Source organism: Streptomyces sp. NPDC057623, assembly GCF_042800355.1.
Lineage (GTDB): Bacteria > Actinomycetota > Actinomycetes > Streptomycetales > Streptomycetaceae > Streptomyces.
This window is the reverse complement of record NZ_JBHVGZ010000013.1, coordinates 45,719-67,978: the sequence shown is the minus strand read 5'-3', so window position 1 is coordinate 67,978 and position 22,260 is coordinate 45,719. Positions and strand designations below refer to the sequence as shown.

Below are 22,260 nucleotides of genomic sequence, written 5' to 3'. Positions count from 1 at the left end.
TTGGCGATGGACCGGGCACGCACTTGGCGACTCCCGCCCTGTCGCGTCACTGTCCCGCCAGTCCCGTGTGGGCGACGCCCGCCACGATCTGCCGCTGGAAGAAGACGAACACGACGATCAGCGGCAGGCCCGCCATCAGGCCGCCGGCCATGAGCTGGGCCCACTGGATGCCGTAGGAGTTCATGACGGTCGCGATGCCGTTCGGCATGGTCATCAGGTCGGGGTTGTTGGTCACCATGTACGGCCACAGGAAGTTGTTCCACGACGCGATGAAGGTGAAGATGCCGACCGCCGAGAGGGACGGGCGGGCCAGCGGGACCACGATGGTGAAGAAGACGCGCCAGCGGCCCGCGCCGTCGATGAAGGCGGCCTCCTCCAGCTCGCGCGGGATGCCCTGGAAGAACTTGTAGAGGATGTAGACCATCGCGGCGGGCGCGCACTGCGGCAGGATCATGCCCCAGTACGTGTCGACCATCCCCATCTGCTGGACGGTGGTGAAGAGGGGGACCCCCAGGACCGCCGGGGAGATCATCAGGCCCGCCATGACGACCGCCATGAGGGCGCCCTTGCCGCGGAACTCGGTGCGGGCGAAGCCGTATCCGGCCAGTGCGCTCACCAGCAGGACGACGGACGTCACACAGACCGAGACGACCAGGGAGTTCACGAACCAGTCCGTGATGTTGCCCGTCTCGAAGAGGGCCTTCCACGCCTGGCCGGTCCAGTCCCGCGGCGGCCAGTGCGGGGGTACCTCCACCGCCTCGGTCTCCGACTTGAGGGACGTGAACAGGCCCCAGGCGAAGGGGGCGAGGAAGACGACCGAGACGGCCGTACCGAGGAGGGTGAGGATGATCTGGCTGGGGGTCCACGCCTTGCGGGGCTTCGTCGGAACGGCGGTGGTCATCGGGCGCCCTCCTCACGGTCGCGCAGCAGCCACATCCTCGCCAGGGCCACGGCGGCGATGAGCACGAAGAAGATGACGGAGATCGCGGAGGCGTAGCCCACGCGGTAGCTGGTGAAGCCCTCTTCGAGGGTGTACTGGACGAAGGTGCGGGTCGCGTTCTCCGGTCCGGGGCCGAAGTCCAGCATCACCACGGCCTGGTCGAAGACCTGGAGCGAGGCGAGGATCTGGAGCGCGATGACGAGGCCGGTGATGTTGCGGAGCATCGGCAGGGTGATGTGGAGCATGCGGTGCCAGGCGTTCGCCCCGTCCAGCTTCGCGGCCTCGTAGAGGTGGTCCGGGATGGACTGGAGCGCGGCCAGGAAGAGCAGGAAGCTGAAGCCGACCGTCCACCACAGCGTCATGATGACGATGGCGAGCATGGCGTACGACTTGTCGGTGAGCCACGGCGTCTCGATGCCGAAGACGTGGTTGATCATGCCCGTGCCGGGGTTGAACAGCCACTGCCAGAGGTTGCCCGCGACGGTGGAGGGCAGCAGGAACGGGGCGAAGAAGCAGAGCCGCCACAGCCATTTGCCGCGCTCGATGTGGTGGGCCAGCATCGCGAGGAGGAAGGCGATGACCGTGATGCAGGGCACCACCAGGAGCGTGAAGTACGCGCTGTGGCCGAGGGCGTCCCACATCAGCGGGTCCTGAAGGGCCTCGCGGTAGTTGTCGAGGCCGACGAAGTTCGCGCCGTCGCCGGAGATGTTGGCGTCCGTGAAGCTGAGGTAGACGCCGCGCAGCAGCGGCCAGATCACGAACAGCGCGAACAGGGCCAGGAAGGGGGCGACGAACCAGCCGCCGTGCTGGAAGCCCTGTTTGCGGCGGAGGGTGGCGCTGTCGGCGGCGGTCCTGGCGCGTGCGGGGGCGAGGGCGGGCTGAGCGCTGGTCGCCATCATGCGGCCGTGCCTCCTTGTGCGGCTGTCCTGCCGTCCATGGGGTTCTTCATGGCGAGCAGCTGGGCGAGCGCGCTCTTCATCCGGCGGGCGGCGACGTCCGGCTTCGCGGAGCCCACGGTCGAGGAGACGACGACGGGGCCGATGCGCTGGGCGAGGATGCCGGTGGAGCCCGCGAACCACACCTTCGGCTCGGTGGCCTGGTGGTCCATGGCCGAGACGTACTCGCTCTGCGGCTGGAGCTCTCGGTACGCGGCCGTGGACAGGGTGGGTGTGTAGGCGGGTATGTGACCGCCGGCCGCCCACTGCTGGGCGTGCGTGACCACGTACGCGGCGAGCCGGTGGGCGGCCGCGTTGGTGGCGCCGCCGCGGTCGGACTGGTGCGGCAGGACGAAGGCGTGCGACTCGGCGTGGGTGGCCTGCTCGCCGAAGACGGGCGGCAGCGGGGTCGCGCCGTAGTCGAGCTTCGCGCCGGAGAAGACGGGCACGGACCAGTTGCCCTCCCAGGCGAAGGGGGTCCCGTTGAGGAACTGTTCGGCGCCGACGGAGCCCAGGGCGGGGTCGGCGTATCCGTCGGTGATGTGGCGGCGCAGGAACTCCAGGACCCGCGTGGCCTTGTCGGTGTCAAAGGTGACCTCGGTGTTGGCGGCGTTGAACCAGGTGCCGCCGAGCTGGGTGTAGAAGGCGACGAAGAACCACCACTGGAAGTTCTGGTCGTTGCCCCACAGGCCGATGGTCTGGAGCCCCTTCCTGGTGGCCTTCCTGGCCTCCTTGAGCATGTCGAACCACTCGTCGGTCGACGTGACCGGCACGATCCGGCCGTCGTCGCCGAGCAGCCCCGCCTGCTTCAGGACGTCCTTGCGGTAGAAGCAGAGCTGGACGTGGATGTCGAGCGGGAGGGCGTAGAGCTTGCCGTCGATCACGCCGCGCTTCCACAGCGCGGGGTTGTAGTCCCGCTCCCGTACGCCGTACTCGGCGAGCAGTTCGACGTCCCAGGGATCCAGCAGCCGGCCCGGCGAGAAACCGGGGACCCGGCCCATGTGCATCACGCCGAGGTCGGGTGCGCGGTTGCCGGCGGCGGCCATGGCGAGCTTGGTGTAGAAGGGGTTGCCCCACTGGAGGGTCGAGTCCTTGACGTCGATGTCGGGTTCGGCCTCACGGAAGGCGTCCAGCATCGCGATCATGTTGGCGCCGTCGCCGCCGCTGAAGAGGTTCCAGTACCGCACCCTCGTACGCGCGTCGGAGGCGAGCGCGTCGGCGCCCGTGCCCAGTGCCGCGAAGCCGAAGCTGCCGGCCACCGCGAGTCCCCCGGCGGTGGCCAGAAGTTGCCTGCGATTCAGGCCAGGTAGTCCCATTCCCTGCCCTAACTATTCGAGATATCGAATTGTGCACGTAACTTCGAACGGGACCGTAGGCGGCAAGCGCTTTCTAGTCAATGGGTCCTGCATGAATTCCGAGAGGCGGAGGGCCGGGGGCGGGTGCCCCCTGCCGGCCGGGCTCCCGGCGGAACGGCGGTCGTTCCCGCTTGAACCACGGCGCCCGATCGCATGACGCGGACACGGGGGGCCGCGTAGGCTCGAACGGCCCGCCGAGCGGCGGGGGAAACAGGGGGTGCGATGGACATCGCGGGCGCGCGCAAGAGTGCGGCCCGGGTCGCTGCGGTGCTGCGGCCGAGGCTGTGGCGCTCTCGCTCCGCTTCCGGAATGCGCGACCTGGCCTCCGACCTGAGCGCCGCCCTGCGTGCCAGACCCCACCCCCCGGCCGACGTACGGGAGTTGTGCCGCGCGCTGTGCGCGGAGATGAGCGGGCGGCGCGGCGGACGGCCCGTCGAGCTGCGGTTCGAGCGGTTCCCCGACGAGATCGAAGTGACCGGGCTGTGGGTGGAGTTCCAGGACTTCGACCTGGTCATCGTCGAGGAGCGGGCCGAGGCGATGCAGCAACTGGTCATCCTCGGACATGAGTTGTGGCATCTGCACGCCGGGCACGGCCACCACCACACGGCCGGTACGGCCGCCGCGCACGCCCTCGCCGGCAGGCCCGGCTGGAAGGACGTCGCCCTCACGGTGGCCGCCCGCAACGGCTCCCGGGAGCGCGACGAGGCCGAGGCCGACGACTTCGGACACCGGCTGGCCGCCACGTTCCGGCCGCTGCTGTCCGGGCGGGGGGCGGACGCGCCGCTCGGGCCGGTGCAGCGTTCCCTGGGGTATCGCGGACGTCACAGCGGCGGGCGGGCGCGCGGGAGCGGGAGCGGGAAGGTGACGCGGTGACGCTCGCTGCCGGGCCGGCGACCGGGCTGGCTTGGGGCCCGGCCCGGCTGGCGTCGGACTCCTCGACGCTCTTCGGTGACGTCCAGATCTCCTTCTGGATCCCGACCGCCGCCCTCACCGCCGCCCTGGCGATCAAGCTGCCCAGCATCGTCAGGATGTGGCGGGACCCGCTGCTGCGCGCCGTCGGCGGCCTGCTGCTGTTCGCCTGCGCCGTGTTCGTCTTCGCCGCGCCGAGCACCATCGCCTGGACCAACCGCGTCACCGGAGTGCCGAACATCTCGGCGCCCTGGGTGTATTCGCTCATCACCGCGCTGTGCGCGTCGTGGCTGCTGCTGATCATCGCCTGGCGCAACGGCCTGGCCAACCGCTCGGCCGCGACGCGCCGCGCGACCCGCTGGGTCGTCTCCGTCTACGTGGGTGTGGTCATCGCGCTGTGGGTGCTGTTCGCGCTCGCCGACACCCCCGTGGAACGGCTGCGGGACCTGGACACGTACTACGCCACGACGCCCTTCATGCGCGAGCAGATCCTGCTCTACCTGCTCGCGCACACCGTGGCCTGCACGATCACGGCCCGGCTGATCTGGAACTGGATCCGCACCGACGGCCTGGACGCCTGGCTGCGCTGGGGCCTGCGCTTCCTGGGCGTCGGCTACGCGACGAACCTGCTCTTCGACGCGTCCAAGCTCACCGCCGTGTTCGCCCGCTGGACGGGGCACGACCTGGACTGGCTGAGCACCGACCTGGCACCGGCGGCGGCCTGTGTCTCCGCGTCCCTGGTCGCGGTGGGCTTCATCCTCCCGCACACGGGCCAGTACCTGCACGAGCACTGGCGGATCCGGCTGCGCCACCGGCGCCTGCGCACCCTGTCCGCGCTGATGCGGTCGGTGACCGGCGGACGTGAGCCCTTCACCCTGCGCGGCACCGCCGAACTGCGGCTGATCCGCCGGGAGACGTTCATCCGTGACGCGCTCCTCCAGGTGTCCCGGCACCTCGACGAGAACCTGCGCGGACGGTCCTACGACGCGGCCCTCGCCCTGGGCCGCGAGCCCGCCCGCGCGGAGGCCCTCGCCGCGACCGTGATGCTGCTGGACGCCATCGACACCAGGCAGCGCTCCCCGGAGGCCGACGCCTCCCCGTCGGGCCCCGACACCGCATACCTGCTGCGGGAGATCCAGGCCGTGTCCCGAGCCCTCCGTCACCCCGACGACATCGAGGCGGTACGCACCCGAGCGGCCGCCCCGGCAGAGAGTACCCGCGCATGAACGAACGCCCCGCCCCAGACGTCAGAACCGCCGTCGTCCTGGGGGGATCCCACTCCGGCATGCTCGCGGCCCGCGCGCTCGCCGGGTTCGCCGACCGCGTGGTCGTCGTCGACCGGGACGCGCTGCCCGCCGGGCCCGACCCCCGCAAGGGCCTGCCGCAGGCGCGGCACGCGCACATGCTGTGGTCGGGCGGGGCACGGGCCATCGAGGAACTGCTGCCGGGGGTCACCGAGGTGCTCCGGGAGGCCGGGGCACGCCGGCTGCCGGTCACCACGGACATGGTCGCCCTGTCGGCCTGGGGCTGGTTCCGGCGCTGGCCCGAGTCGCACCATGTGCTCCTGGCCGGCCGGGACCTGCTGGACGCGACGATCCGCGCGCAGGTCCTCGCCGACGAGCGGATCGAACTGGTCGAGCGGGCGGAGGCGGTCGGGCTGACCGGCACGGCCGCCGCCGTGACGGGCGTACGGGTCCGGACGGACGACGGCGCCGAACGCACCCTCCCCGCCTGTCTGGTCGTCGACGCCACCGGCCGCGGCTCCGGAGCACCCAAGTGGCTGACGGCGCTCGGGCTTCCCGCACCCGAGCGCCGCGAGGTCGACTCCGGCCTGGCGTACGCCAGTCGCCTCTACCTCGCCCCCGAGCACGCCCGGGACCACTTCCCGGTCGTCAACGTGCAGCCCGATCCGCGCGACGGCGGGCCGGGCCGGGCGGGCTTCCTGCTGCCGATCGAGAACGGCCGGTGGATCGTCACCCTCTCCGGCACCCGCGGCGGCGAACCGACGGCCGCACCCGAGGACTTCGTCCCCTTCGCCCGCGAGAAGCTGCGCCACCCGCTGATCGGTGAACTGCTGGAGAACGCCGAACCGCTGTCCGCGGTCTCCTGCACCCGCGCCACCGTCAACCGCCGCTTCTTCTACGAGCGGATGCCGGCCTGGCCGGACAACCTCGTCGTCCTCGGCGACGCGCTCGGCGCGTTCAACCCGGTCTACGGCCACGGTCTGGCGGTCGCCGCCCAAAGCGCCCTGATCCTGCGGGACTTGACACGACAGCACGGGCCGACGGCTCCCGGCCTGGCGCGCCGCGTCCAGCGGGCGATGGCCCGCCCGGTCGCCGCCGCCTGGGACATGGCCATCGGCCAGGACGTGTTCTACCCGGGCGCGACGGAGAGCGGCCCCACGGTGCGGGAACGGCTCGTGGCCGCGTACGTCGCCCGACTGATGCACACCGCCACCGGCAACGGACGCATCGCCCGCCGGGTGACGGACGTGACGTCGCTGGAGCGGGGTGCGGAGGCTCTGCTGGCCCCGTCCGTCCTGCTGGCCGCCGCGATCGGCCCGCTCAAACCGGGGTTGAGCGGGCCGCCGTTGACGGCGGAGGAGCGGAAGGCGGCGGGGTTGCGGTAGCGGCGGCGGGCCTTGCGTGGCCGAAGGGGCGCTCGCCCGCCGTCCGGCTGCCTCAGCCGGCGAACGCCGGCTGCGCGAGCCCCTTGCCCGCGCCCGGAACCACGAAGACCGAGCCCGACAGCGGAGGCGGCGAGGCGAGGCCCACGCGGGCCGTGGTGATGTACAGGTCGGTCAGGTCGGGTCCGGCGAAGGCGCACGCGGTGACGCGGGGCACCGGAAGCGGGACCACGCGGTCCAGCTCACCGGTCGGCGTGTACCGGCGTACCGCGGCGCCCTCCCACAGGGCCACCCACACACATCCCTCGGCGTCGACGGTGAGGCCGTCGGGGAACCCGGCGCCGTCCTCGATCCCGGCGAGCGGGCGGCGGTTCACGGCACGGCCGTCCACGAAGTCGAAGACGTCGACCCGCCGGGTCGGTGAGTCGATGTAGTACATGAGCCGCCCGTCGGGGCTCCAGCCGGTGCCGTTGCTCACCGTCACGTCGTCGAGGATCACCTCGAGGGCACCGTCACCGGTGATCCGGGACAGCGTGCCGCCTCCCTGGGCCTCGTCGTAGCGCATGGTGCCCGCCCACAGGGAGCCGTCGGGGGCGACGGCGGCGTCGTTGGCGCGGCGGCCGGGGACGGGCTCGTGGTGCAGCCAGCGGAAGGAGCCGTCCGGGTCCAGCAGTCCCACGCCGTCCCGGAGGTTCAGCACCAGGCCGCCGGCGGCGCGTGGCTTGACGGCGCCGATGTGATGCGGGGTCGTACGGACCGAGCTACGGCCCGAGGCGGGGTCGTAGGTGTGTATCCGCGACCTGAGGATGTCGATCCATATGAGCCGGCCGCTCGCCGGGTCCCAGGTCGGCCCCTCGCCGAGCTCCGCCTCGGCCCGCACGGCCACCTCGTAAGCGGTCGCCGTCATGCCACGCTCCGGTGCCCGAGGCGCTCCGACAGCTCGGCGGCTCCCTTGGCGGCGAGCTGCTCCAGCTCGACGCGCCGGTCGTCGCTCCAGCGGATCATGGGGACGGAGATGGAGAGGGCGGCGACCACCTGCCCGGTACGGTCCCGCACGGGCGCGGCCACGCACGACACGTCCGGGTTGGACTCCTGGCGTTCGACGGCGATCCCCCGCTGCCGGATCCCGGCGAGGGCCTCGCGCAGGGCGCCGGGGTCGGTGATGCTGTTGGGTGTCATGGCGATGAGCTGGGCGTCGTCGTCGATGCGGGAGGAGAGCTCCGGCTCGGAGAGGGAGGCCAGCAGCATCTTGCCGACGGACGTGCAGTGGGCGGGCAGCCGCCGCCCGGCGGCGGACACCATGCGCACCGCGTGCGTCGAGTCCACCTTGGCGATGTAGATGACGTCGGTGCCTTCGAGGATGGCCACGTGTACGGTCTCGTCACAGGTCTCGGCGACGGACCGGGCGACCTGCTGCCCCTCGGCCGCGAGGTCGAGCTGCTCGGCGTACCGGCTGCCGAGCTGGTACGGCCGTACGCCGAGGCGGTACCGTCCCGGCTGACCCGGCACCTGGACGATGTACGACCGGGCGGCGAGCGTGGTGACCAGCTCGTGCACGGTGGTGCGCGGCAGCTGGAGCTTGCGCACGATGTCGGGGGCGGACAGCGTGCCGTCCCCGTCGAGGAAGAGCTCGAGAATGTCGAGAGCCCGGGTCACGGCTGGTACGAGGCGTCCCACGTCCGGCATCCTCCCTTGGATGTCAGGCTGCGTTCGAAATTTCAACAGCCGATCGGAATAACGAACACAGGCTACTCAAATTGCGTTTGCCCCGGCAATGGCCTTGCGCGGACCGACTCGAAAGCTCCGCGGGCGACAGGCGCCCACCTCAGCTCCCGGGCGTCCCCGCGCTCACGAACGCCACGTCGAAGTCGGTCGTCCACTTCTCGCCGTCGGGTGACTGTTCCCAGCGGCCCTCGATGGTGTCGCCGTCGGGGCTGACGGTGGCGGTGAGGCGCTGGTGGAAGCCGGGGGCGGTGCGCCACTGGTGCCAGGTACGGTCGGTCATCGTGGCCCGGTAGACGCGGGCGACGCCGCGGCCGTCGGCGTAGAGGACGGTGAACTCGTCGGCGGTGTCGTCGTAGCCGATCATCGACACGGTGGGGAAGGGGGCGTTCGGGCCCCACTCCCCGGGGAGGGACGTCCCGGGGCCGACGTCCGTGCGCTGGACGAGGAAGGTGCCGCCCTCCAGCCAGGCGAACTCCGTCCGCAAGGGGCCGACGGTGCGGCCGGCGGCCCACAGGTCCCACTCGCCGACGAACGGGTCCAGCCGGCGCAGGGCGGGGTGGGGTGTCGGTTGCCGCATCGGGGTCTCCTCCTCGGACGAAGCAGCCGGAGCGCCGCCGGGTACGCCCACGCCAGTACACGGGGTTACTCCCCCTGTCAGACGTGCTCGCCGCCGGTGCCCGGCACGGTGTTGTCCATGCCTTCCACATCCTCTGCCTCTTCGCCTCCCTCTTCCACGTCATCCAGGAAACTGAGCCGTCCCGTCCGCCGGGCCGCCCTGGTCGTCCATGTGATCGCCTCCGCGGGCTGGCTCGGGCTCACCCTCGGGCTGCTCGCGCTCGCGGTCACCGCGGCCGGCACCGGGTCCGCGGTGACCGTGGAGGCGTCGGTGCGGGCGATGAAGCTGTTCGCCGACTGGCTGCTGCTGCCGGTCGCGTTCCTCACTCTGGCCAGCGGGCTGGTGCTGTCCCTGGGCACGCGGTGGGGGCTGGCTCGGCACCGCTGGGTGTACGTCAAGTTCTGGCTGACCCTCGCCACCATCACCGCCACGGCCTTCGCCCTGCGCCCCGGCCTGGGCTCCACCGTCGCCGCCGTCGCCGCGGGCGAGCCGCTGCCCGATGCCACCGGCCTGATGACGGGGCCGATCGTGTCGCTGTCCGCCTACGTCTTCATGACGGTGATCTCGGTCCTCAAGCCCTGGGGCCCGACCCGCCGGGGCCGCCGCCTGCGCGCCGAGTCCGCCCGGCCCACCCGGTCCGCACGGCAGAATGCCTGACCCGGCAAAGACGCCGCTTCACGCACAAGTACCGCACAGCAGGCAACCTCCACCGCCCCGGCGGCGACCAGCAGGTGAAGTCCCGTCCCCCACCAAGGGAGTTCACCATGCGCACCCGTCCAGCACGTCTCGGTGCGGTACTCGCCGCGGTCATCGCGTTGATCGCCGCGCCCGCCGTCACCGCGGCCCCCGCCCAGGCGGCCGATCAGTGGAGTCCGCCCGCCAACCTCGTCCAGCCCCTGGGCGAGGTCTGGAACCACGTCGAGTCGACCTACCCCGACCTGTACGGCTTCCGGAACTACGGCTGGGACCAGGTCATGGCCAACCGGGGCAGCGTCAACTACTGCGTCCGCTGGGAGTCCGACGCCCCGGTCAGCGCCGCCCTGCGCGACCAGATCCACGCCGCGCTGAAGAAGCAGTTCGCGAAGTGGATGGCCGCCATGGTCGAGAGCAACGGGACCGGCACCAACGCCTGGCCGTACACCAACGTGCCCGTCAACATCGTCGGCTGGGCCGTCAAGAACCGCTCCACCCTCCAGTGGACCGACAACTCCGTCGACATCTACACCGGCATGCTCGACGGTGGCGGCGCCCCTCAATGTGCCCCCGACTGCGGCCGCTTCTTCCACCAGGACGGCAACTACTCCAGGTGTCCGGGCGGCGCCGCCCGCCACTACGACCAGTCGCTCTGGCTGACCAAGGGCTTCCAGGGCGGCGCCGGCGGCGACTGGGGGCAGCGGGTCGGGCAGGAGTACTTCACCTCCGCGCTCGGCCAGGAGAACATCCACATATATCTGCACGAGGTCGGCCACACCTTCGGCCTCGACGACTTCTACGACTGGTCCCCGACCGGCCAGTGCTGCTTCCTCATGAAGGCGGGATCCGCGGCGCAGATCACCGACTTCGACAAATGGATGTTCCGGGACTTCTGGCGCCATCTGAAGAGCCGTTACGGCCTCTGAGTCACCACTGAGCCGCTACTGACGGGGGCTCTCGCCGAGGGCCCCCTTCAGCCTCTGCGCCCGCAGCACCAGCTCCAGTTCGAACCGGCGGTCCGGGTCGTCCATCTCGTCGCCCCACAGTTCGCGGATCTGACGGAGGCGGTACCGGACCGTCTGGGGGTGGACGCCAAGGCGCGCCGCCACCTCGGGCGCCCCTCCCCTGGTCTCCAGCCACGCCAGTAACGTCTCCGCCAGCCGCCGGCCGTGCGTGGGCCCGCAGTGCTCCAGCGGCGCCAGGCACCGCACCGCAAGGTCGTCGATCAGTTCCTCGGGCTGGAGCAGCACCAGCGCCTCGGTGTGCTCGGTACAGTACAGGACGTCGCCGGCCGGCAGCAGCCGTCGTTCCATCAGGCGTACGGCCGCCTCGGCCCAGCGCAGCGACTTCGCCGCGTCGGCCAGGGGGACCGGAGGCCCGATCGCGCCGGACCAGCCGGTCAGCGCACGGTGCAGCAGTTCGGGGCGGCCGCCGGCGTCCGGCTCGGGGACGACCATGCGCGGTTGCTCGTACTCCATGTCGAGCAGTACCCCCTGTCCCACGGCCGGTGCCATCGCCTCCCGCGCCGGGCGCAGCAACACGCCCACGGCGACCTTCTCGGGCAGCGGCCAGCCGATCCGGGCCGCCCGCTCCGTCAGGGCGTCCGCCGGATCGCCCCGGTGGTGTTCCGCCAACAACAGCTCCATCAGGCGGCGTTGGAGACGTAACCGCTCGCCCGCCTGGCGTGCGGCCGCCTCCGCGTAGCCGCGCACCGACTGGTCGACCAGGCCGTCCAGGTACTCGTAGCCCGCGTCCACCAGCTCGTACATCGCGGGCGGCGGGATCTCCACGCGCTGCCCGATCTCGGCGAAACGGCGCCAGGCCAGCCGTACGCCCATCCGGTAGATCGCCTGGAGCGAGTCCAGGGAGCGGCCGCCCAGGCCCTCACCCCGGCCGAAGTCCTGGAAGACACCGGGCGGGACGGTCGGGCGGCCCTCGGAGGTCTCCAGGTGCTGGACGAAGACCTCGATCGCGCGGCGGATGCCGACCAGGGCCATCGGCTCGCCCGACTCGTCCAGGACCAGGGGCAGATGCGGGTACTCACGGCGGATCTCGCACAGGATCTGCTCGGCGAGGGCCGGGGCGTCCGCCATCACCAGCTCCGCGAATCTGCGGACCTGGAAGCGGGGTACGTCCCGCCAGGCCGAGCGGGGGGCGACGGCGGGGGAGGTCGTGGCGGGAGGGGAGGGAGGGGAGGGGGTGGCGGAGGTCGCGGGAGTGGCGGCCACGGTCAACTCCCCTGGCCCGCTTGCTCGTAGGTGATCAAGGGGGTGTTCGGCTGGTCGGGCGTCGCTTCGAGCAGCGCGACGACGCCGAGCGCGGCACCCACCGCGAGTACGGCGGCGAGCGCGACGGTCAGCGCGGCGGCGAGCAGTCTGGACATCGCAGGGTCAGCCTCTCTGCATCCGGAGGTCGTCCCCACCCCGGTGGCGCCAGCCTGAACCCGACCCCTGCCTGTCGGCTTCAGTCTCGACAAGCAGGGGCGGCCCGTCAAGACATTGACACTCCGTCAAGGGGCGCCTACGGTTCCCGGCCCAAGAACGGCCAGGCAACGACCGTGCACCGAACGTGCAATCGACCACGCGTCAATCCCCAGGAGTGCCGGATGCGCCGTACAGCCTCACCACTCTCGTTGATCCTGCTCGGCCTCGGCACGTTTCTGCTGGTACTGGCGCCGATGCTCGCCTGGTACGTGGCCCCGCGTGCCGCCGTGAACCCCATCGACATCGACACCACCGCCGAGTACAAGGGCACCGGAAGTGTCTTCGACACGGACAAGATCGAGACCGTGCCGGACCAGGAAATCACCGTCACCCAGCGGGTGCGGGGCAATGTGGCGGAAAGTGAGCGCAGCGGCAACGCCGTCTGGGACGTGATCACCACCGTCGACACCGACAAGTCGCTGCCGGCCGCCGACCCGCACGACGCGCTGGACTTCACCCCGCACCGCTGGGTGATGGACCGGAAGACGACCCGGCCGGTGCACTGCTGCGAGGAGTCGCCGTACATCGAGGGCGAGGCGTATCTGAAGTTCCCGTTCGACGTGGAGAAGCGCTCCTACCAGTGGTGGGACAACACCGGCGGCACCACGATCACCCTGCGCTACGACGGCACCGAGAAGGTCCAGGGGTACACGGGATACCGGTTCACCGGCACGGTCGCGCCCCGCAAGGTCGGCACCCGGCTCGTCCCCGGCAGCCTCGTCGACGAGCCGGACCGCCCGCAGGTGCTGGCCGAGGAGTGGTACTCCAACCACGGCTTCGAACTCGTCGTGGATCAGGCCACGGGCCGGGTCGTCTACGCGCAGACCGGCCCGCGCCGCACCCTGCGGGCTCCCGGCGGCGACAAGGACGCGGCGGTGCTCCTGGACAGCGAGAAGATCGCGTTCACCACGGCCACGCAGAAGGAGGCCGTACGGCAGGCGAAGCGGGACAGCGGTCAGCTGCGGATGGTGGGCGAGACCTTGCCGGTCGGGGCTGCTGGGGCAGGATTCGCGCTTGCGGTGGTGGGTGCCGTTTTGGTGGCACGAGGACGTAAGCAGCCTGAATCTCCCGGTACGGTCGAGATGCCCCAGCCCTCGCTCACGATGTGACGTGACGTCAGCTCTAATTGAGCCCGAAATTGTCACGCCGGTGAGTAGCCGTGGCGAACCGCTGGGCGAAAACTGTCCACCCCCACCCGGACACAGCCTGTCCACAGCCCCCTCAAGACGATCGTAAGAAGCCCGAGAAGCCCCACTTTCCTCCCCACAGGAACCCAACCCTCCCTCCCCCCACGCCAGGTTCCGCACCCTGAGACGAGTTGGAGCACCCATGCCCCAGCACGTGCCCTCGCTGCGCGCCGATCTCCCCCCGGCGTCGCAGCACCACCCTCCGGCGCCTCCCCCACATCCGCGCCGAATCGCTTTTCTCGCCCACCGCGACCTGGGCAACGAGGCCGCCGGCGGCTCCGAGCTGCTGGTCGACCGGCTTGCCGACGGGCTGACCCGGCTCGGCCACCAGGTCACCCTGCTGTGCGGCGGCCCGGCCGCGTACCGCGACTACCGGGTCGTGTCGGCCGGTGGCTCCTACGGCCACTATCTGCGCGCCCGGTCCGCCTTCGCCCGTCAGGTCGGCGACTGCGACCTGCTGGTCGAGGTCTGCAACGGGATGCCGTACTTCGCCCCACTGTGGCATCGCGGGCCGACGTTGTGCCTGGTCAACCATGTGCACACCGATCTGTGGCAGATGCGGTTCGGCGGCGCGATGGCGCCTGCCGCCCGGCTCGGCCGAAGACTTGAGCACTGGGCGCTGACGGGGGCGCAGCGGCGGAGCCTGCTGGTCGCCGTGTCGCCGTCGACCGCGCACGCGCTGCGGGCGATCGGCGTCGAGCGGGAGCGTATCCGTGTCGTGCACAACGGGGTCGAGGAGCCTGGGCCCTTGGGTGAGCGTTCGCCGGAGCCGTTGTTCGTGGCTGTCGGGCGGCTCGTCGAGTACAAGCGGATCGATCTGCTGCTGCGGTTGTGGGAGCGGGTGCGGCCGGTCACCGGTGGGCGGCTGGTCATTGTCGGGGACGGGCCTGAACGGGAGCGGCTGGAGCGGCTCGCCGGGCCCGGTGTCGAGTTCACCGGACACGTCTCCGAGGCCGAGAAGCATCGGCTGCTGTGCGCGGCCTGGCTGCTCATGCACCCCTCTGCCGTGGAGGGGTGGGGGCTTGTCGTGACCGAGGCCGCCGCCCGGGAGACGCCGGCCATTGCCTTTGACGTGCCCGGACTGCGGGATTCCGTCGTGGACGGGGAGACCGGGGTGCTCGCCGCCGGTGAGTCGTCCTTTGCCGCTGCGTGGTGCACGCTCGCGTTGTCCGGGCATCGGCGGGAGTCGATGGGCAAGGCCGCGCGTGATCGTGCGGCGCGGTATCGGTGGGACCGGACTGTGCGGCAGTTTCTTGCGGTGGCCTCGGAGGCCGTGTGCCGTGATGCCTAAACGCCGTGTTGGTCAGATTGTCTCGCGGCTGCGGGACCGTCGTGGCTTGTCGCGCCCACGCGGCGGAGCCGCACATGTCACAGCCCCGCGCCCCTTGAGGGGCGCTCCAGAGCCCGGCGCCATGAAGGACCCCTCGTTTCGGCGGTCGCTGGCCCTCTTCCGCGCGTTCATGCGAGAAAGGGACGACCCCGAGGCCTGCTACTCGCTCCTCGCCCGTGACTCCGTCGACCAGGTCGAGGCCGCCGACGGTCCCGTCGCCGGGCGTACCGTCGTGGACGTAGGCGGTGGCAGCGGGTACTTCACCGAGGAGTTCCGGCGGCGAGGTGCGTATGCCTACCTCTTCGAGCCGGACACGGCGGAACTCGGTGCGAAGGCGCCCGAAGGGGCCGTCATCGCCGACGGATACTTGCTCCCCCTGCGGGACGGCGTCGCCGACGTCACCTTCTCCTCCAACGTGCTGGAGCATGTGGCCGATCCGCAGACGTTCCTGAGTGAGCTGGCGCGGGTGACGCGGCCCGGTGGGCTGGTCTACGTGTCCTTCACCAACTGGCTGTCCCCCTGGGGCGGCCATGAGTGGGCCCCCTGGCACTACTTCGGCGCCGAGCGGGCCCGCGCCCGTTACCGGCGCCGTACCGGACGGGCCGCCAAGCACACCCTCGGCGAGAACCTCTTCGCCGTGCACATCGGCCCCACCCTGCGGCAGGTCCGCGCCCGGGACGACGTGGAGATCGTCTCGGCGCGCTCCCGTTACTGGCCGTTCCTCGCGGAGGGCGTCGTGAAGGCGCCGGGACTGCGCGAGTTCGCCACCTGGAACCTCCTCCTCATCCTCAGGCGGTGTCCACCATGACGACGACCACGGTCCAGGCCCCTCCCCCGGCGGCGGTGCCCACCTCCGCGCCCGCCTCCGGTCCGCCGGAGGGGCCGCGGTCGCGGCGCTGGCTGCTGGGGTTCTGGGCCGTGGTGTTCGTGCTGTTGCTGGCGGTGCAGCCGGGGCGGCAGACGTTCGACACCAAGCTGGGTGTGACCGTCGACCCGGGGCAGTTCCTCGCCGACCTCGGGCAGTTGTGGCAGGACGAGGGCAGTTTCGGCGGGATCCAGAACCAGTACTCGGGCTATCTGTGGCCGATGCTGCCGTTCTACTGGCTGGCCGACGTCGTACGGCTGCCGGTGTGGCTGGCGGAGCGGCTGTGGCTGTCGCTGATCGTGTCGGTCGCCTTCTGGGGCGCGCTGCGGCTGGCCGAGCGGCTGCGCGTGGGAAGCGGGGGGTCGCGGCTGGTGGCGGCCGCCGCGTACGCGCTGTGGCCCGTCTTCACCATCGTCGTCGGATCCACGTCGGCTGCCGCGCTGCCCGGTGCGCTGCTGCCCTGGGTGCTGCTGCCGCTGACCGACGAGCGGTACGCCGCCCGGGTCGCCGCCCTGCGATCGGCCCTGGTCATCCCCTTCATGGGCGGCGTCAACGCCGCCTCCACGCTGGCCTCGCTGCTGCCCGTCGGGCTGTATCTGCTCTCCCGTCCGCCCGGGCCACGGCAGCGGAAGCTGATCGGATGGTGGGTGCCGGGTGTCCTCCTGGCGACCGCCTGGTGGGTGATCCCGCTCCTGCTGCTCGGGACGTACGGCGAGAACTTCCTTCCGTACGTGGAGAGTTCGCAGACCACCACCGAGACCATGTCGGCGACCGAGGCACTGCGCGGCGGCGGGAACTGGGTCGCCTACCTGCACTTCGGTGAGGCCTGGCTGCCGGCCGGATGGGCCGTCGCCTCGGCCGTCGTCGTGATCGTGTGCTCGGCGCTCGCGGCCGGACTGGGGCTGGCGGGACTGGCCCGGCGGGACATGCCGGAGCGGCGGTGGCTGGTGCTGACCGTGGTGACGGTCGCGCTGATCCTGCTCGCCGGGTACGGCGGGACGTTCGGCGGCCCCTTCCACGGGGTCGTGCAGGACTGGCTGAACGGCGGGCTCGTCCCCTTCCGGAACATCTACAAGTTCCAGCCGGGGCTCGCTCTGGCACTGGTGCTGGGGCTCGCCCATCTGGTGGGCGTGGCCGCCGAGGCGCGCGGCGCGCGCCGGGTGCGGGGGCGGCGGTTCGCTCCGCTGGTCGCGGCCGTGCTGATCCTGCCGGGGCTGATGTGGCCGTATCTCAACGGGTCCATCCTCAACCCGGGTTCCTTCACGGAGATCCCCAAGTACTGGCAGGCCACGGCCGACTGGATGGAGAAGTACTCCCCCGACGCCCGCGCCCTCGTCGTGCCCGCCACCGCGCACGGCATCTACACCTGGGGCTCCACCATCGACCAGCCCCTGGACGTCCTCGCCGACTCGCGCTGGGCGCAGCGGGACTACGTCCCCTTCGGCACGCCCGGCAACCGGCGTGCGATGGACGCCGTCGAGCAGGCGCTGACGGGTGGGGGTGAAGTGCCGGGGCTGGCCGACTACCTGAGCCGTGCGGGTGTCTACTACGTCGTCGTCCGCAACGACCTCGATCCCGACCAGATCGGCCAGGTGCCGACCACTACAGTGAAGCGGACCCTGGAGCAGTCCGGGTACGAGCGGGTGACGGGACTCGGGCCGATCATGACCGGAGGGACGATCGCCCCCGGGACCCCGCTCCAGGTGGAGGGGCTGTATCCGCGGCAGCGGGCGGTGGAGATCTACCAGCCGGTCGGCGCGGACGTGCCGCGTCCGCACCAGGCCGGGCTCCAGCCGGTCGCCGACACGGCCGTGGTGTCCGGCGGGCCGGAGGCGTTGCTGCCGCTGGCGTCCGAACTGCGCGGCCGGGCTGGCGTGTTGACCGGGGACAACCATCCCGGGCTCGGCTCACCGCAGGTGCAGGTGATCGGCGACGGGCTGCGGCGCGCGGACACCCGGTTCGGGCTGGTCAACGCCAACACGTCGTACACGTACACCCGCGACGAGCGCAACGCGCCCGGCGCCGCGCAGGACGCCGGGGAGAAACCGCACCAGATCCTGCCCACCACCGGCCTCGACCACCAGACGGTGGCCGAGCTGCGCGGCGCACGGTCGGTGACGGCCTCGTCGTACGGCAGCTGGCTGTTCCACCTCCCGCAGTTCGACCCGGTGAACGCCTTCGACGGCAATCCGGACACGGCGTGGACGGAGGGTTCGGAGGGCTCGCCCGAGGGCGAGTGGCTGCGGATCGGCTTCGCGGGCGGGTCGTACGACATGCCGTCCTCGTTCAAGGTGTCGCCGCTGCCGCAGGAGGGCGTGCGGGAGGCGCCGACGCGGGTGCGGGTGGAGACGGAGAAGGGGGCGGTGAGCTCCTTCCTGCGGCCCGACGGCTCGGCGCAGACGGTCAAGGCGCCTGCGGGCGCGACGAGTTGGATGAAGCTGACGATCCTGGACTCGGTGTCCCGGCGGGCCGGGCTGACCGGGGCGGGTTTCTCCGAGATCGACCTGCCGGACGTACAGGTGACCCGGCTGCTGCGGCTGCCCGCCGACGCCGGGAACACCGGTGCCGCCGCCGAGATCGTCTCCCTCTCCCGCACGGCCGACCCGGCCGGGCTGTCGGCCACGGGTACGGAGGCCGGGCTGCACCGGCGCTTCACGACGTCCACGGCCGGGACGTACGAGGTGCGGGCGAGCGCGGTGCCGGTGGCGGGCGAGGAACTGGACAAGTTGCTGTACAAGGTGGCGCCGGAGCAGCGGAACCGGATCGTCGCCACCGCCGACTCGACGGCACGGCTGGGCACGGGCCTGTCGCCGCGCAACCTCACCGACGGCGACCTGACCACGGCCTGGATCGCGGGCGACCGGCCCACGATCCACCTGCGCTGGCCCGGCAAGCAGGCGGTGGGAGAGGTCGTGCTGGCGCCCGCGGGCGGCCTGGCCACGCGTCCCACCGAGGTGCACATCAGCTCGCCGGACGGTGCGGTGATCGCCGGGGTCGACGAGAACGGCTGGGTCCGCTTCCCCGCCATCACGACCGACCGGCTGGACATCACGATCACGGCGACGGCCCCGCTGACCCTCTACAACCCGATGGTCGGCGAGGACCTGCAACTGCCGGTGGGCCTGACCGAGGCCTACGTTCCGGCCCTCGACCAGTACCGGACCCCGCAGCCGAAGGGCACCCGGCCGTTCACGCTGCCGTGCGGGGAGGGACCGGTCGTCGCGGTGGACGGGGAGCTGTACCGCACGAGCGTGCGCGGAACCGTACGGGACCTGATGGAACGGCGGCGCGTCGAGGTGACGCTCTGCCAGCGAGGCAGGGACGACGCCGAGTTGCGGCTCGGCTCCGGTGACCACCGGGTCGAGTCCGGGGACGCCGGGCCGCTCACGCTCACCGACGTGACCCTGACGCGCGGCACGGTCGACGAGGCCCCGACCGCCGGGCGTGAGCTGGGGATACGGGACTGGCTCGGCGACCGGCGCGCGGTGACGGTCGGGTCGGGGGCGGCGAGCTACCTGACCACGTACGAGAACTTCAACGACGGCTGGCACGCCACGCTGAACGGCAGGGAACTGACACCGGTACGGCTGGACGGCTGGCAGCAGGGCTGGCGGATCCCGGCGGGCGCCGGCGGCACGGTCGAGCTGTCGTACGAGCCCGCCGTGCTGTACGAGGGCGGGCTCATCGGCAGCGCGGTGGCGATCGCCCTGCTGGCCGGGCTGGCCCTGTGGCGGCGCCGGGCCCCGAACCCCGACGAGCCCCAGGCCGCTCCGCCCCTGCCGGGGCTGTGGCTCGGAACCGTGGCCGTGACGGTGGTGGCCGTCTTCGTCGCCGGGTGGTTCGCCCTGCTGGTGCCGGCCCTGGCGGTGGTGGCGTGGCGCAGGCACACGCTGCTGGTGCCGATCGCGTTCGCCGCCCTCGCCGGGGCGGGCGTCGCGGCGGCGACCGGAGCCGGGGAGCCGGTGGGTGCGGCGGCGGGCACCTTCGGTCCGGCGGCCCAACTGCTGGCGCTGATCGGGCTGTTCGCCGGTGTGGTGGCGGTGCGGGAGCCGGCGGGTGCGGCCGCGGGAGCGGGCGGTCCGGGCGATCCGGGCCGGGGAACCGGCGGTCCCGGCGCCACGGCCGTACCGCCACCGGTCGCCGGAGGCGGCCTCGCGGGTACGGTCGCACCGGAGGCGCCGACGCGGCCGTTGCCGCAGCGCCGGCGCGGGCGCAGTCCCCTCGGGACCGAGCCGCCCGGCCCGGCGGACCCCGGCCCGCGGCCCGAGTCGGGGCCGACGATCTCCGCACGCGGCCCCGGCGGCCCGGACCCGGATCCGCCGACCGCGCGCGTCCGCGGGTTCGGCAAGCCGAGGTTCCGGGCGAGCCGCCCCGACGGCCCGACCGGGCCCGGGGGCACGACGGCACCCGCGGACCCGCCGGAGCCCGAGGACACCCGCAGGGGGGACGCCACATGACCGCGCTCCAGCAGCCCCCGCGCGCCGACGGCCCCCCGCGGCCGCCGGTACGCGTCCCCTTCCCCGTCGTGGACGAGGTCGCCCGGCACTGCCTCCAGGAGGAGGAGCCGGAGACGGTGCACATCGAGGTGCATCTGCCGGGGCGGCTGGACGCGCCGCGGCTGCGGACGGCCTTCGGCCAGGCGCTGCTCCGGCATCCGCGCATCCTCATGCGGGAGGCGCCGGGACAGTGGTACCGGCGCCGGTACGAGTGGGAGCTGACGGCGGAGCCGGACGTGGAGGTGGTGGGCTTTCCGGCAGCGGGGCGGGACGCGTTGCGGGACGCGAGGACCCGGGCGCTGACACAGGCGCCGCCGCTGTCGCTGTCCCCGCCGATCCGGGTGGAGGCGGTGAAGGCGGCGGGGCCGGGGTCGGGGCGGATCGAGGGGAGCGAGGCCACCGACGCCGTGGGGGCACGGCCGCGCGGAGCCGACGGTGCGATGCCGCACCCGGCTCAGGGCACCGTTCTCTTCCTCACCATCAACCACACCGCCCTGGACGGCCCCGCCTGCCTCCGCGTCCTGGCCACCGCCGCCGAGCTCTACAGCGGCCGGGACAACTCCCCCGCGGCGCCTCCCGTACGGACGACGTCCGACCCGCCCCCGCCCGCCGAGGGCACGCCGTCCAACTGGTCCCAGCCCGCGCGGGTGGCGCCCGGCACCCCCGAACCCTCCCCGGGCAACGGCATGCTCGTCACCGAACTCCCCCTCCCCCACCGCCCCAAGGGCTCCCCCTACACGGTCAACGACCAGCTCATGGTCGCCACGGCCCTGACCATCGCGCACTGGAACCGGGAACACGGCGCCCGCCCCCGCCCACTGCGCATCACCATGCCCGTGGACGACCGCCCCCGCGACGCCACCATGCCCATCGGCAACGGCACCCGACTGGTCGAAGTCCCCTTCAGTCCGGCCGAGTTGGCGGCGCACGAACCCGCCGGCATGCCCGCCCTCCTCCACCGCACGGCGACCCGGACCCGCGCCCTGAAGTCCCTGCCCCGCCCCCAGCTCGGGCACGGCGCCTCGCTCCTCACCGCTCCCTGGGCCCCCGTCGCCGTCCGCGCCGCGCTCACCCGCGGCCTGCGCAGAGCCGCCGCGCCCTGGACCTCCACCACCCTCCTCAGCAACATCGGGCGTATCCCCTACCCCCTGGACTTCGGCGAGGAAGCCGGCCGCGCGCATGCCGTGTGGTTCTCGGCGCCCGCCCGGATGCCCCGCGGCCTCACCGTCACCACGGCCTCCACCGCGGGCCGCCTCCACCTCGCCCTGCGCTGGTCGCGCGCCCTGCTCAGCCACGGTGACGGCGCCCACCTGCGGGACCTGTTCGAGCACTACCTGCACACCACGGAGGTGGCCCCGTGACGACCTCCCCCGTGCGGCCGCGCGAACTGCGCGACTTCTACGAGGACCCCGCCGTCCCCGTCGCCTCCGGCACCCCGCGCAGCCGCCGCCAGGCCCGCATGCTCGCCGAGGCCCTGGGCCCGGCGGCCGCGGGCCGCACCCGCACGATCCTCGACATCGGCTGCGGCGACGGCACCGCCGCGGCCACCGCCGCCCCCTACCTGCCCGGCCACCGCGTCGTCGGCATCGACTGGTCCCAGGACGCGCTGCGACGGGCCCGCACCCGGATCCCGTACGCCGTGCGCGGTGAACTCACCGGCGGCGGGCTGCCGTTCCGAGCGGGCTCCGCCGACGCCGTGCTGTTCAGCGAGGTGATCGAGCATCTCGTCGACCCGGACGCCGCCCTGGACGAGATCCGCCGGGTGCTCCGCCCCGGCGGCCATCTGATGCTCTCCACGCCGAACCTGGCCGCCTGGTACAACCGCGGCCTGCTGCTGGCCGGGGTGCAGCCGGTCTTCTCGGAGGTCAGCCTGCGGGGCATCCACGGACGGCCGGGGCGGGAGGTCGTGGGGCATCTGCGGCTCTACACCGCCCGTGCGCTGCGGGAGTTCGTGGCCGCGTCCGGATTCGAGGTCGTACGGCTGGCGGGGGCGCCCTTTCACGGCGTACCGCGTCCGCTGCGCCCCCTCGACCGGCTGGCCTGCGCCAGAGCGCCGCTCGCGTCGATCCTGCTGCTGCACGCACGACGGACGTAGGGGGC

19 protein-coding genes are annotated in these 22,260 nt (G+C 72.3%); 11 read left to right on the top strand and 8 right to left on the bottom strand.

What is annotated here, in order from left to right; all coding sequences use genetic code 11:
* Positions 1–46: 46 nt before the first annotated feature.
* The 3 genes from ACFU95_RS16235 to ACFU95_RS16225 are packed head-to-tail and all read right to left on the bottom strand — an operon-like array spanning position 47 to position 3,191.
* The gene (locus ACFU95_RS16235) at positions 47–901 is read right to left on the bottom strand and encodes a carbohydrate ABC transporter permease (protein ID WP_383827614.1); all 855 of its coding nucleotides are present in this window, start codon (positions 899–901) and stop codon (positions 47–49) included.
* On the bottom strand, positions 898–1,836 hold the full coding sequence (locus ACFU95_RS16230) for a carbohydrate ABC transporter permease (RefSeq protein WP_383827858.1): 939 nt from the start codon (positions 1,834–1,836) through the stop codon (positions 898–900). Before ACFU95_RS16230 ends, ACFU95_RS16235 begins: the two co-directional genes overlap by 4 nt.
* Positions 1,836–3,191 carry an extracellular solute-binding protein gene (locus ACFU95_RS16225; protein ID WP_383827612.1) on the bottom strand — a complete coding sequence of 452 codons (1,356 nt, stop codon included), beginning with the start codon at positions 3,189–3,191 and terminating at the stop codon, positions 1,836–1,838. The genes ACFU95_RS16230 and ACFU95_RS16225 overlap by 1 nt, the downstream gene beginning before the upstream one ends.
* A 261-nt stretch (positions 3,192–3,452) precedes the next feature.
* On the opposite strand from ACFU95_RS16225, the gene ACFU95_RS16220 reads away from it, so the two are divergent.
* The 3 genes from ACFU95_RS16220 to ACFU95_RS16210 are packed head-to-tail and all read left to right on the top strand — an operon-like array spanning position 3,453 to position 6,768.
* Positions 3,453–4,103: a toxin-antitoxin system, toxin component family protein gene (locus ACFU95_RS16220; RefSeq protein WP_383827610.1), complete on the top strand. Its 651-nt coding sequence runs from the start codon at positions 3,453–3,455 to the stop codon at positions 4,101–4,103.
* Between the two features lie 47 nt (positions 4,104–4,150).
* Positions 4,151–5,365 carry an MAB_1171c family putative transporter gene (locus tag ACFU95_RS16215; RefSeq protein WP_383827856.1) on the top strand — a complete coding sequence of 405 codons (1,215 nt, stop codon included), beginning with the start codon at positions 4,151–4,153 and terminating at the stop codon, positions 5,363–5,365.
* Positions 5,362–6,768, top strand: a complete 1,407-nt coding sequence (locus ACFU95_RS16210; RefSeq protein WP_383827608.1) for an FAD-dependent oxidoreductase — start codon at positions 5,362–5,364, stop codon at positions 6,766–6,768. Before ACFU95_RS16215 ends, ACFU95_RS16210 begins: the two co-directional genes overlap by 4 nt.
* Before the next feature lie 52 nt (positions 6,769–6,820).
* Here the strand turns inward: ACFU95_RS16210 and ACFU95_RS16205 are convergent, their stop codons facing one another.
* From ACFU95_RS16205 to ACFU95_RS16195, 3 genes are all read right to left on the bottom strand, one after another.
* The gene (locus ACFU95_RS16205) at positions 6,821–7,672 is read right to left on the bottom strand and encodes an SMP-30/gluconolactonase/LRE family protein (RefSeq protein ID WP_383827606.1); all 852 of its coding nucleotides are present in this window, start codon (positions 7,670–7,672) and stop codon (positions 6,821–6,823) included.
* Positions 7,669–8,442 carry an IclR family transcriptional regulator gene (locus ACFU95_RS16200; RefSeq protein WP_383827604.1) on the bottom strand — a complete coding sequence of 258 codons (774 nt, stop codon included), beginning with the start codon at positions 8,440–8,442 and terminating at the stop codon, positions 7,669–7,671. Before ACFU95_RS16200 ends, ACFU95_RS16205 begins: the two co-directional genes overlap by 4 nt.
* A gap of 148 nt (positions 8,443–8,590) precedes the next feature.
* Positions 8,591–9,067 (bottom strand): hypothetical protein, encoded by a 477-nt coding sequence (locus ACFU95_RS16195; RefSeq protein WP_383827602.1) that lies wholly within the window; start codon positions 9,065–9,067, stop codon positions 8,591–8,593.
* 117 nt (positions 9,068–9,184) lie between these two features.
* Here ACFU95_RS16195 and ACFU95_RS16190 point away from each other — a divergent pair, with 117 nt between their 5' ends.
* Both ACFU95_RS16190 and ACFU95_RS16185 read left to right on the top strand, forming a co-directional pair.
* Entirely contained in the window at positions 9,185–9,763 is a 579-nt protein-coding gene (locus ACFU95_RS16190) for a DUF2269 domain-containing protein (RefSeq protein ID WP_383827600.1), read from the top strand.
* Between the two features lie 107 nt (positions 9,764–9,870).
* Positions 9,871–10,725 carry a hypothetical protein gene (locus ACFU95_RS16185; protein ID WP_383827598.1) on the top strand — a complete coding sequence of 285 codons (855 nt, stop codon included), beginning with the start codon at positions 9,871–9,873 and terminating at the stop codon, positions 10,723–10,725.
* A 15-nt stretch (positions 10,726–10,740) separates the two neighbouring features.
* Here the strand turns inward: ACFU95_RS16185 and ACFU95_RS16180 are convergent, their stop codons facing one another.
* Positions 10,741–12,027 carry a PucR family transcriptional regulator gene (locus tag ACFU95_RS16180; protein ID WP_383827596.1) on the bottom strand — a complete coding sequence of 429 codons (1,287 nt, stop codon included), beginning with the start codon at positions 12,025–12,027 and terminating at the stop codon, positions 10,741–10,743.
* A 2-nt stretch (positions 12,028–12,029) separates the two neighbouring features.
* A complete protein-coding gene (locus ACFU95_RS16175; protein ID WP_167348315.1) occupies positions 12,030–12,182 on the bottom strand; it encodes a hypothetical protein in 153 nt (50 codons plus the stop codon).
* Between the two features lie 222 nt (positions 12,183–12,404).
* Here ACFU95_RS16175 and ACFU95_RS16170 point away from each other — a divergent pair, with 222 nt between their 5' ends.
* From ACFU95_RS16170 to ACFU95_RS16145, 6 genes are all read left to right on the top strand, one after another.
* The gene (locus ACFU95_RS16170; RefSeq protein WP_383827595.1) at positions 12,405–13,391 is read left to right on the top strand and encodes a DUF3068 domain-containing protein; all 987 of its coding nucleotides are present in this window, start codon (positions 12,405–12,407) and stop codon (positions 13,389–13,391) included.
* Positions 13,392–13,611: 220 nt separating this feature from the next.
* Positions 13,612–14,760: a glycosyltransferase family 4 protein gene (locus ACFU95_RS16165; protein ID WP_383827593.1), complete on the top strand. Its 1,149-nt coding sequence runs from the start codon at positions 13,612–13,614 to the stop codon at positions 14,758–14,760.
* Between the two features lie 121 nt (positions 14,761–14,881).
* Entirely contained in the window at positions 14,882–15,607 is a 726-nt protein-coding gene (locus tag ACFU95_RS16160; RefSeq protein WP_383827591.1) for a class I SAM-dependent methyltransferase, read from the top strand.
* Positions 15,604–20,121 carry an alpha-(1->3)-arabinofuranosyltransferase family protein gene (locus tag ACFU95_RS16155; RefSeq protein WP_383827589.1) on the top strand — a complete coding sequence of 1,506 codons (4,518 nt, stop codon included), beginning with the start codon at positions 15,604–15,606 and terminating at the stop codon, positions 20,119–20,121. The genes ACFU95_RS16160 and ACFU95_RS16155 overlap by 4 nt, the downstream gene beginning before the upstream one ends.
* Positions 20,118–21,521, top strand: a complete 1,404-nt coding sequence (locus tag ACFU95_RS16150; protein WP_383827587.1) for a condensation protein — start codon at positions 20,118–20,120, stop codon at positions 21,519–21,521. The genes ACFU95_RS16155 and ACFU95_RS16150 overlap by 4 nt, the downstream gene beginning before the upstream one ends.
* The gene (locus ACFU95_RS16145; protein ID WP_383827585.1) at positions 21,518–22,255 is read left to right on the top strand and encodes a class I SAM-dependent methyltransferase; all 738 of its coding nucleotides are present in this window, start codon (positions 21,518–21,520) and stop codon (positions 22,253–22,255) included. Before ACFU95_RS16150 ends, ACFU95_RS16145 begins: the two co-directional genes overlap by 4 nt.
* Positions 22,256–22,260 lie beyond the last annotated feature (5 nt).

Coding starts and splice junctions, on each gene's coding strand:
- ACFU95_RS16190 (WP_383827600.1), top strand. CDS start 9,185: ATGCCTTCCACATCCTCTGCCTCTTCGCCTCCCTCTTCCACGTCATCC.
- ACFU95_RS16225 (WP_383827612.1), bottom strand. CDS start 3,191: ATGGGACTACCTGGCCTGAATCGCAGGCAACTTCTGGCCACCGCCGGG.
- ACFU95_RS16220 (WP_383827610.1), top strand. CDS start 3,453: ATGGACATCGCGGGCGCGCGCAAGAGTGCGGCCCGGGTCGCTGCGGTG.
- ACFU95_RS16235 (WP_383827614.1), bottom strand. CDS start 901: ATGACCACCGCCGTTCCGACGAAGCCCCGCAAGGCGTGGACCCCCAGC.
- ACFU95_RS16170 (WP_383827595.1), top strand. CDS start 12,405: ATGCGCCGTACAGCCTCACCACTCTCGTTGATCCTGCTCGGCCTCGGC.
- ACFU95_RS16185 (WP_383827598.1), top strand. CDS start 9,871: ATGCGCACCCGTCCAGCACGTCTCGGTGCGGTACTCGCCGCGGTCATC.
- ACFU95_RS16155 (WP_383827589.1), top strand. CDS start 15,604: ATGACGACGACCACGGTCCAGGCCCCTCCCCCGGCGGCGGTGCCCACC.
- ACFU95_RS16195 (WP_383827602.1), bottom strand. CDS start 9,067: ATGCGGCAACCGACACCCCACCCCGCCCTGCGCCGGCTGGACCCGTTC.
- ACFU95_RS16210 (WP_383827608.1), top strand. CDS start 5,362: ATGAACGAACGCCCCGCCCCAGACGTCAGAACCGCCGTCGTCCTGGGG.
- ACFU95_RS16160 (WP_383827591.1), top strand. CDS start 14,882: ATGAAGGACCCCTCGTTTCGGCGGTCGCTGGCCCTCTTCCGCGCGTTC.
- ACFU95_RS16175 (WP_167348315.1), bottom strand. CDS start 12,182: ATGTCCAGACTGCTCGCCGCCGCGCTGACCGTCGCGCTCGCCGCCGTA.
- ACFU95_RS16165 (WP_383827593.1), top strand. CDS start 13,612: ATGCCCCAGCACGTGCCCTCGCTGCGCGCCGATCTCCCCCCGGCGTCG.
- ACFU95_RS16230 (WP_383827858.1), bottom strand. CDS start 1,836: ATGGCGACCAGCGCTCAGCCCGCCCTCGCCCCCGCACGCGCCAGGACC.
- ACFU95_RS16205 (WP_383827606.1), bottom strand. CDS start 7,672: ATGACGGCGACCGCTTACGAGGTGGCCGTGCGGGCCGAGGCGGAGCTC.
- ACFU95_RS16150 (WP_383827587.1), top strand. CDS start 20,118: ATGACCGCGCTCCAGCAGCCCCCGCGCGCCGACGGCCCCCCGCGGCCG.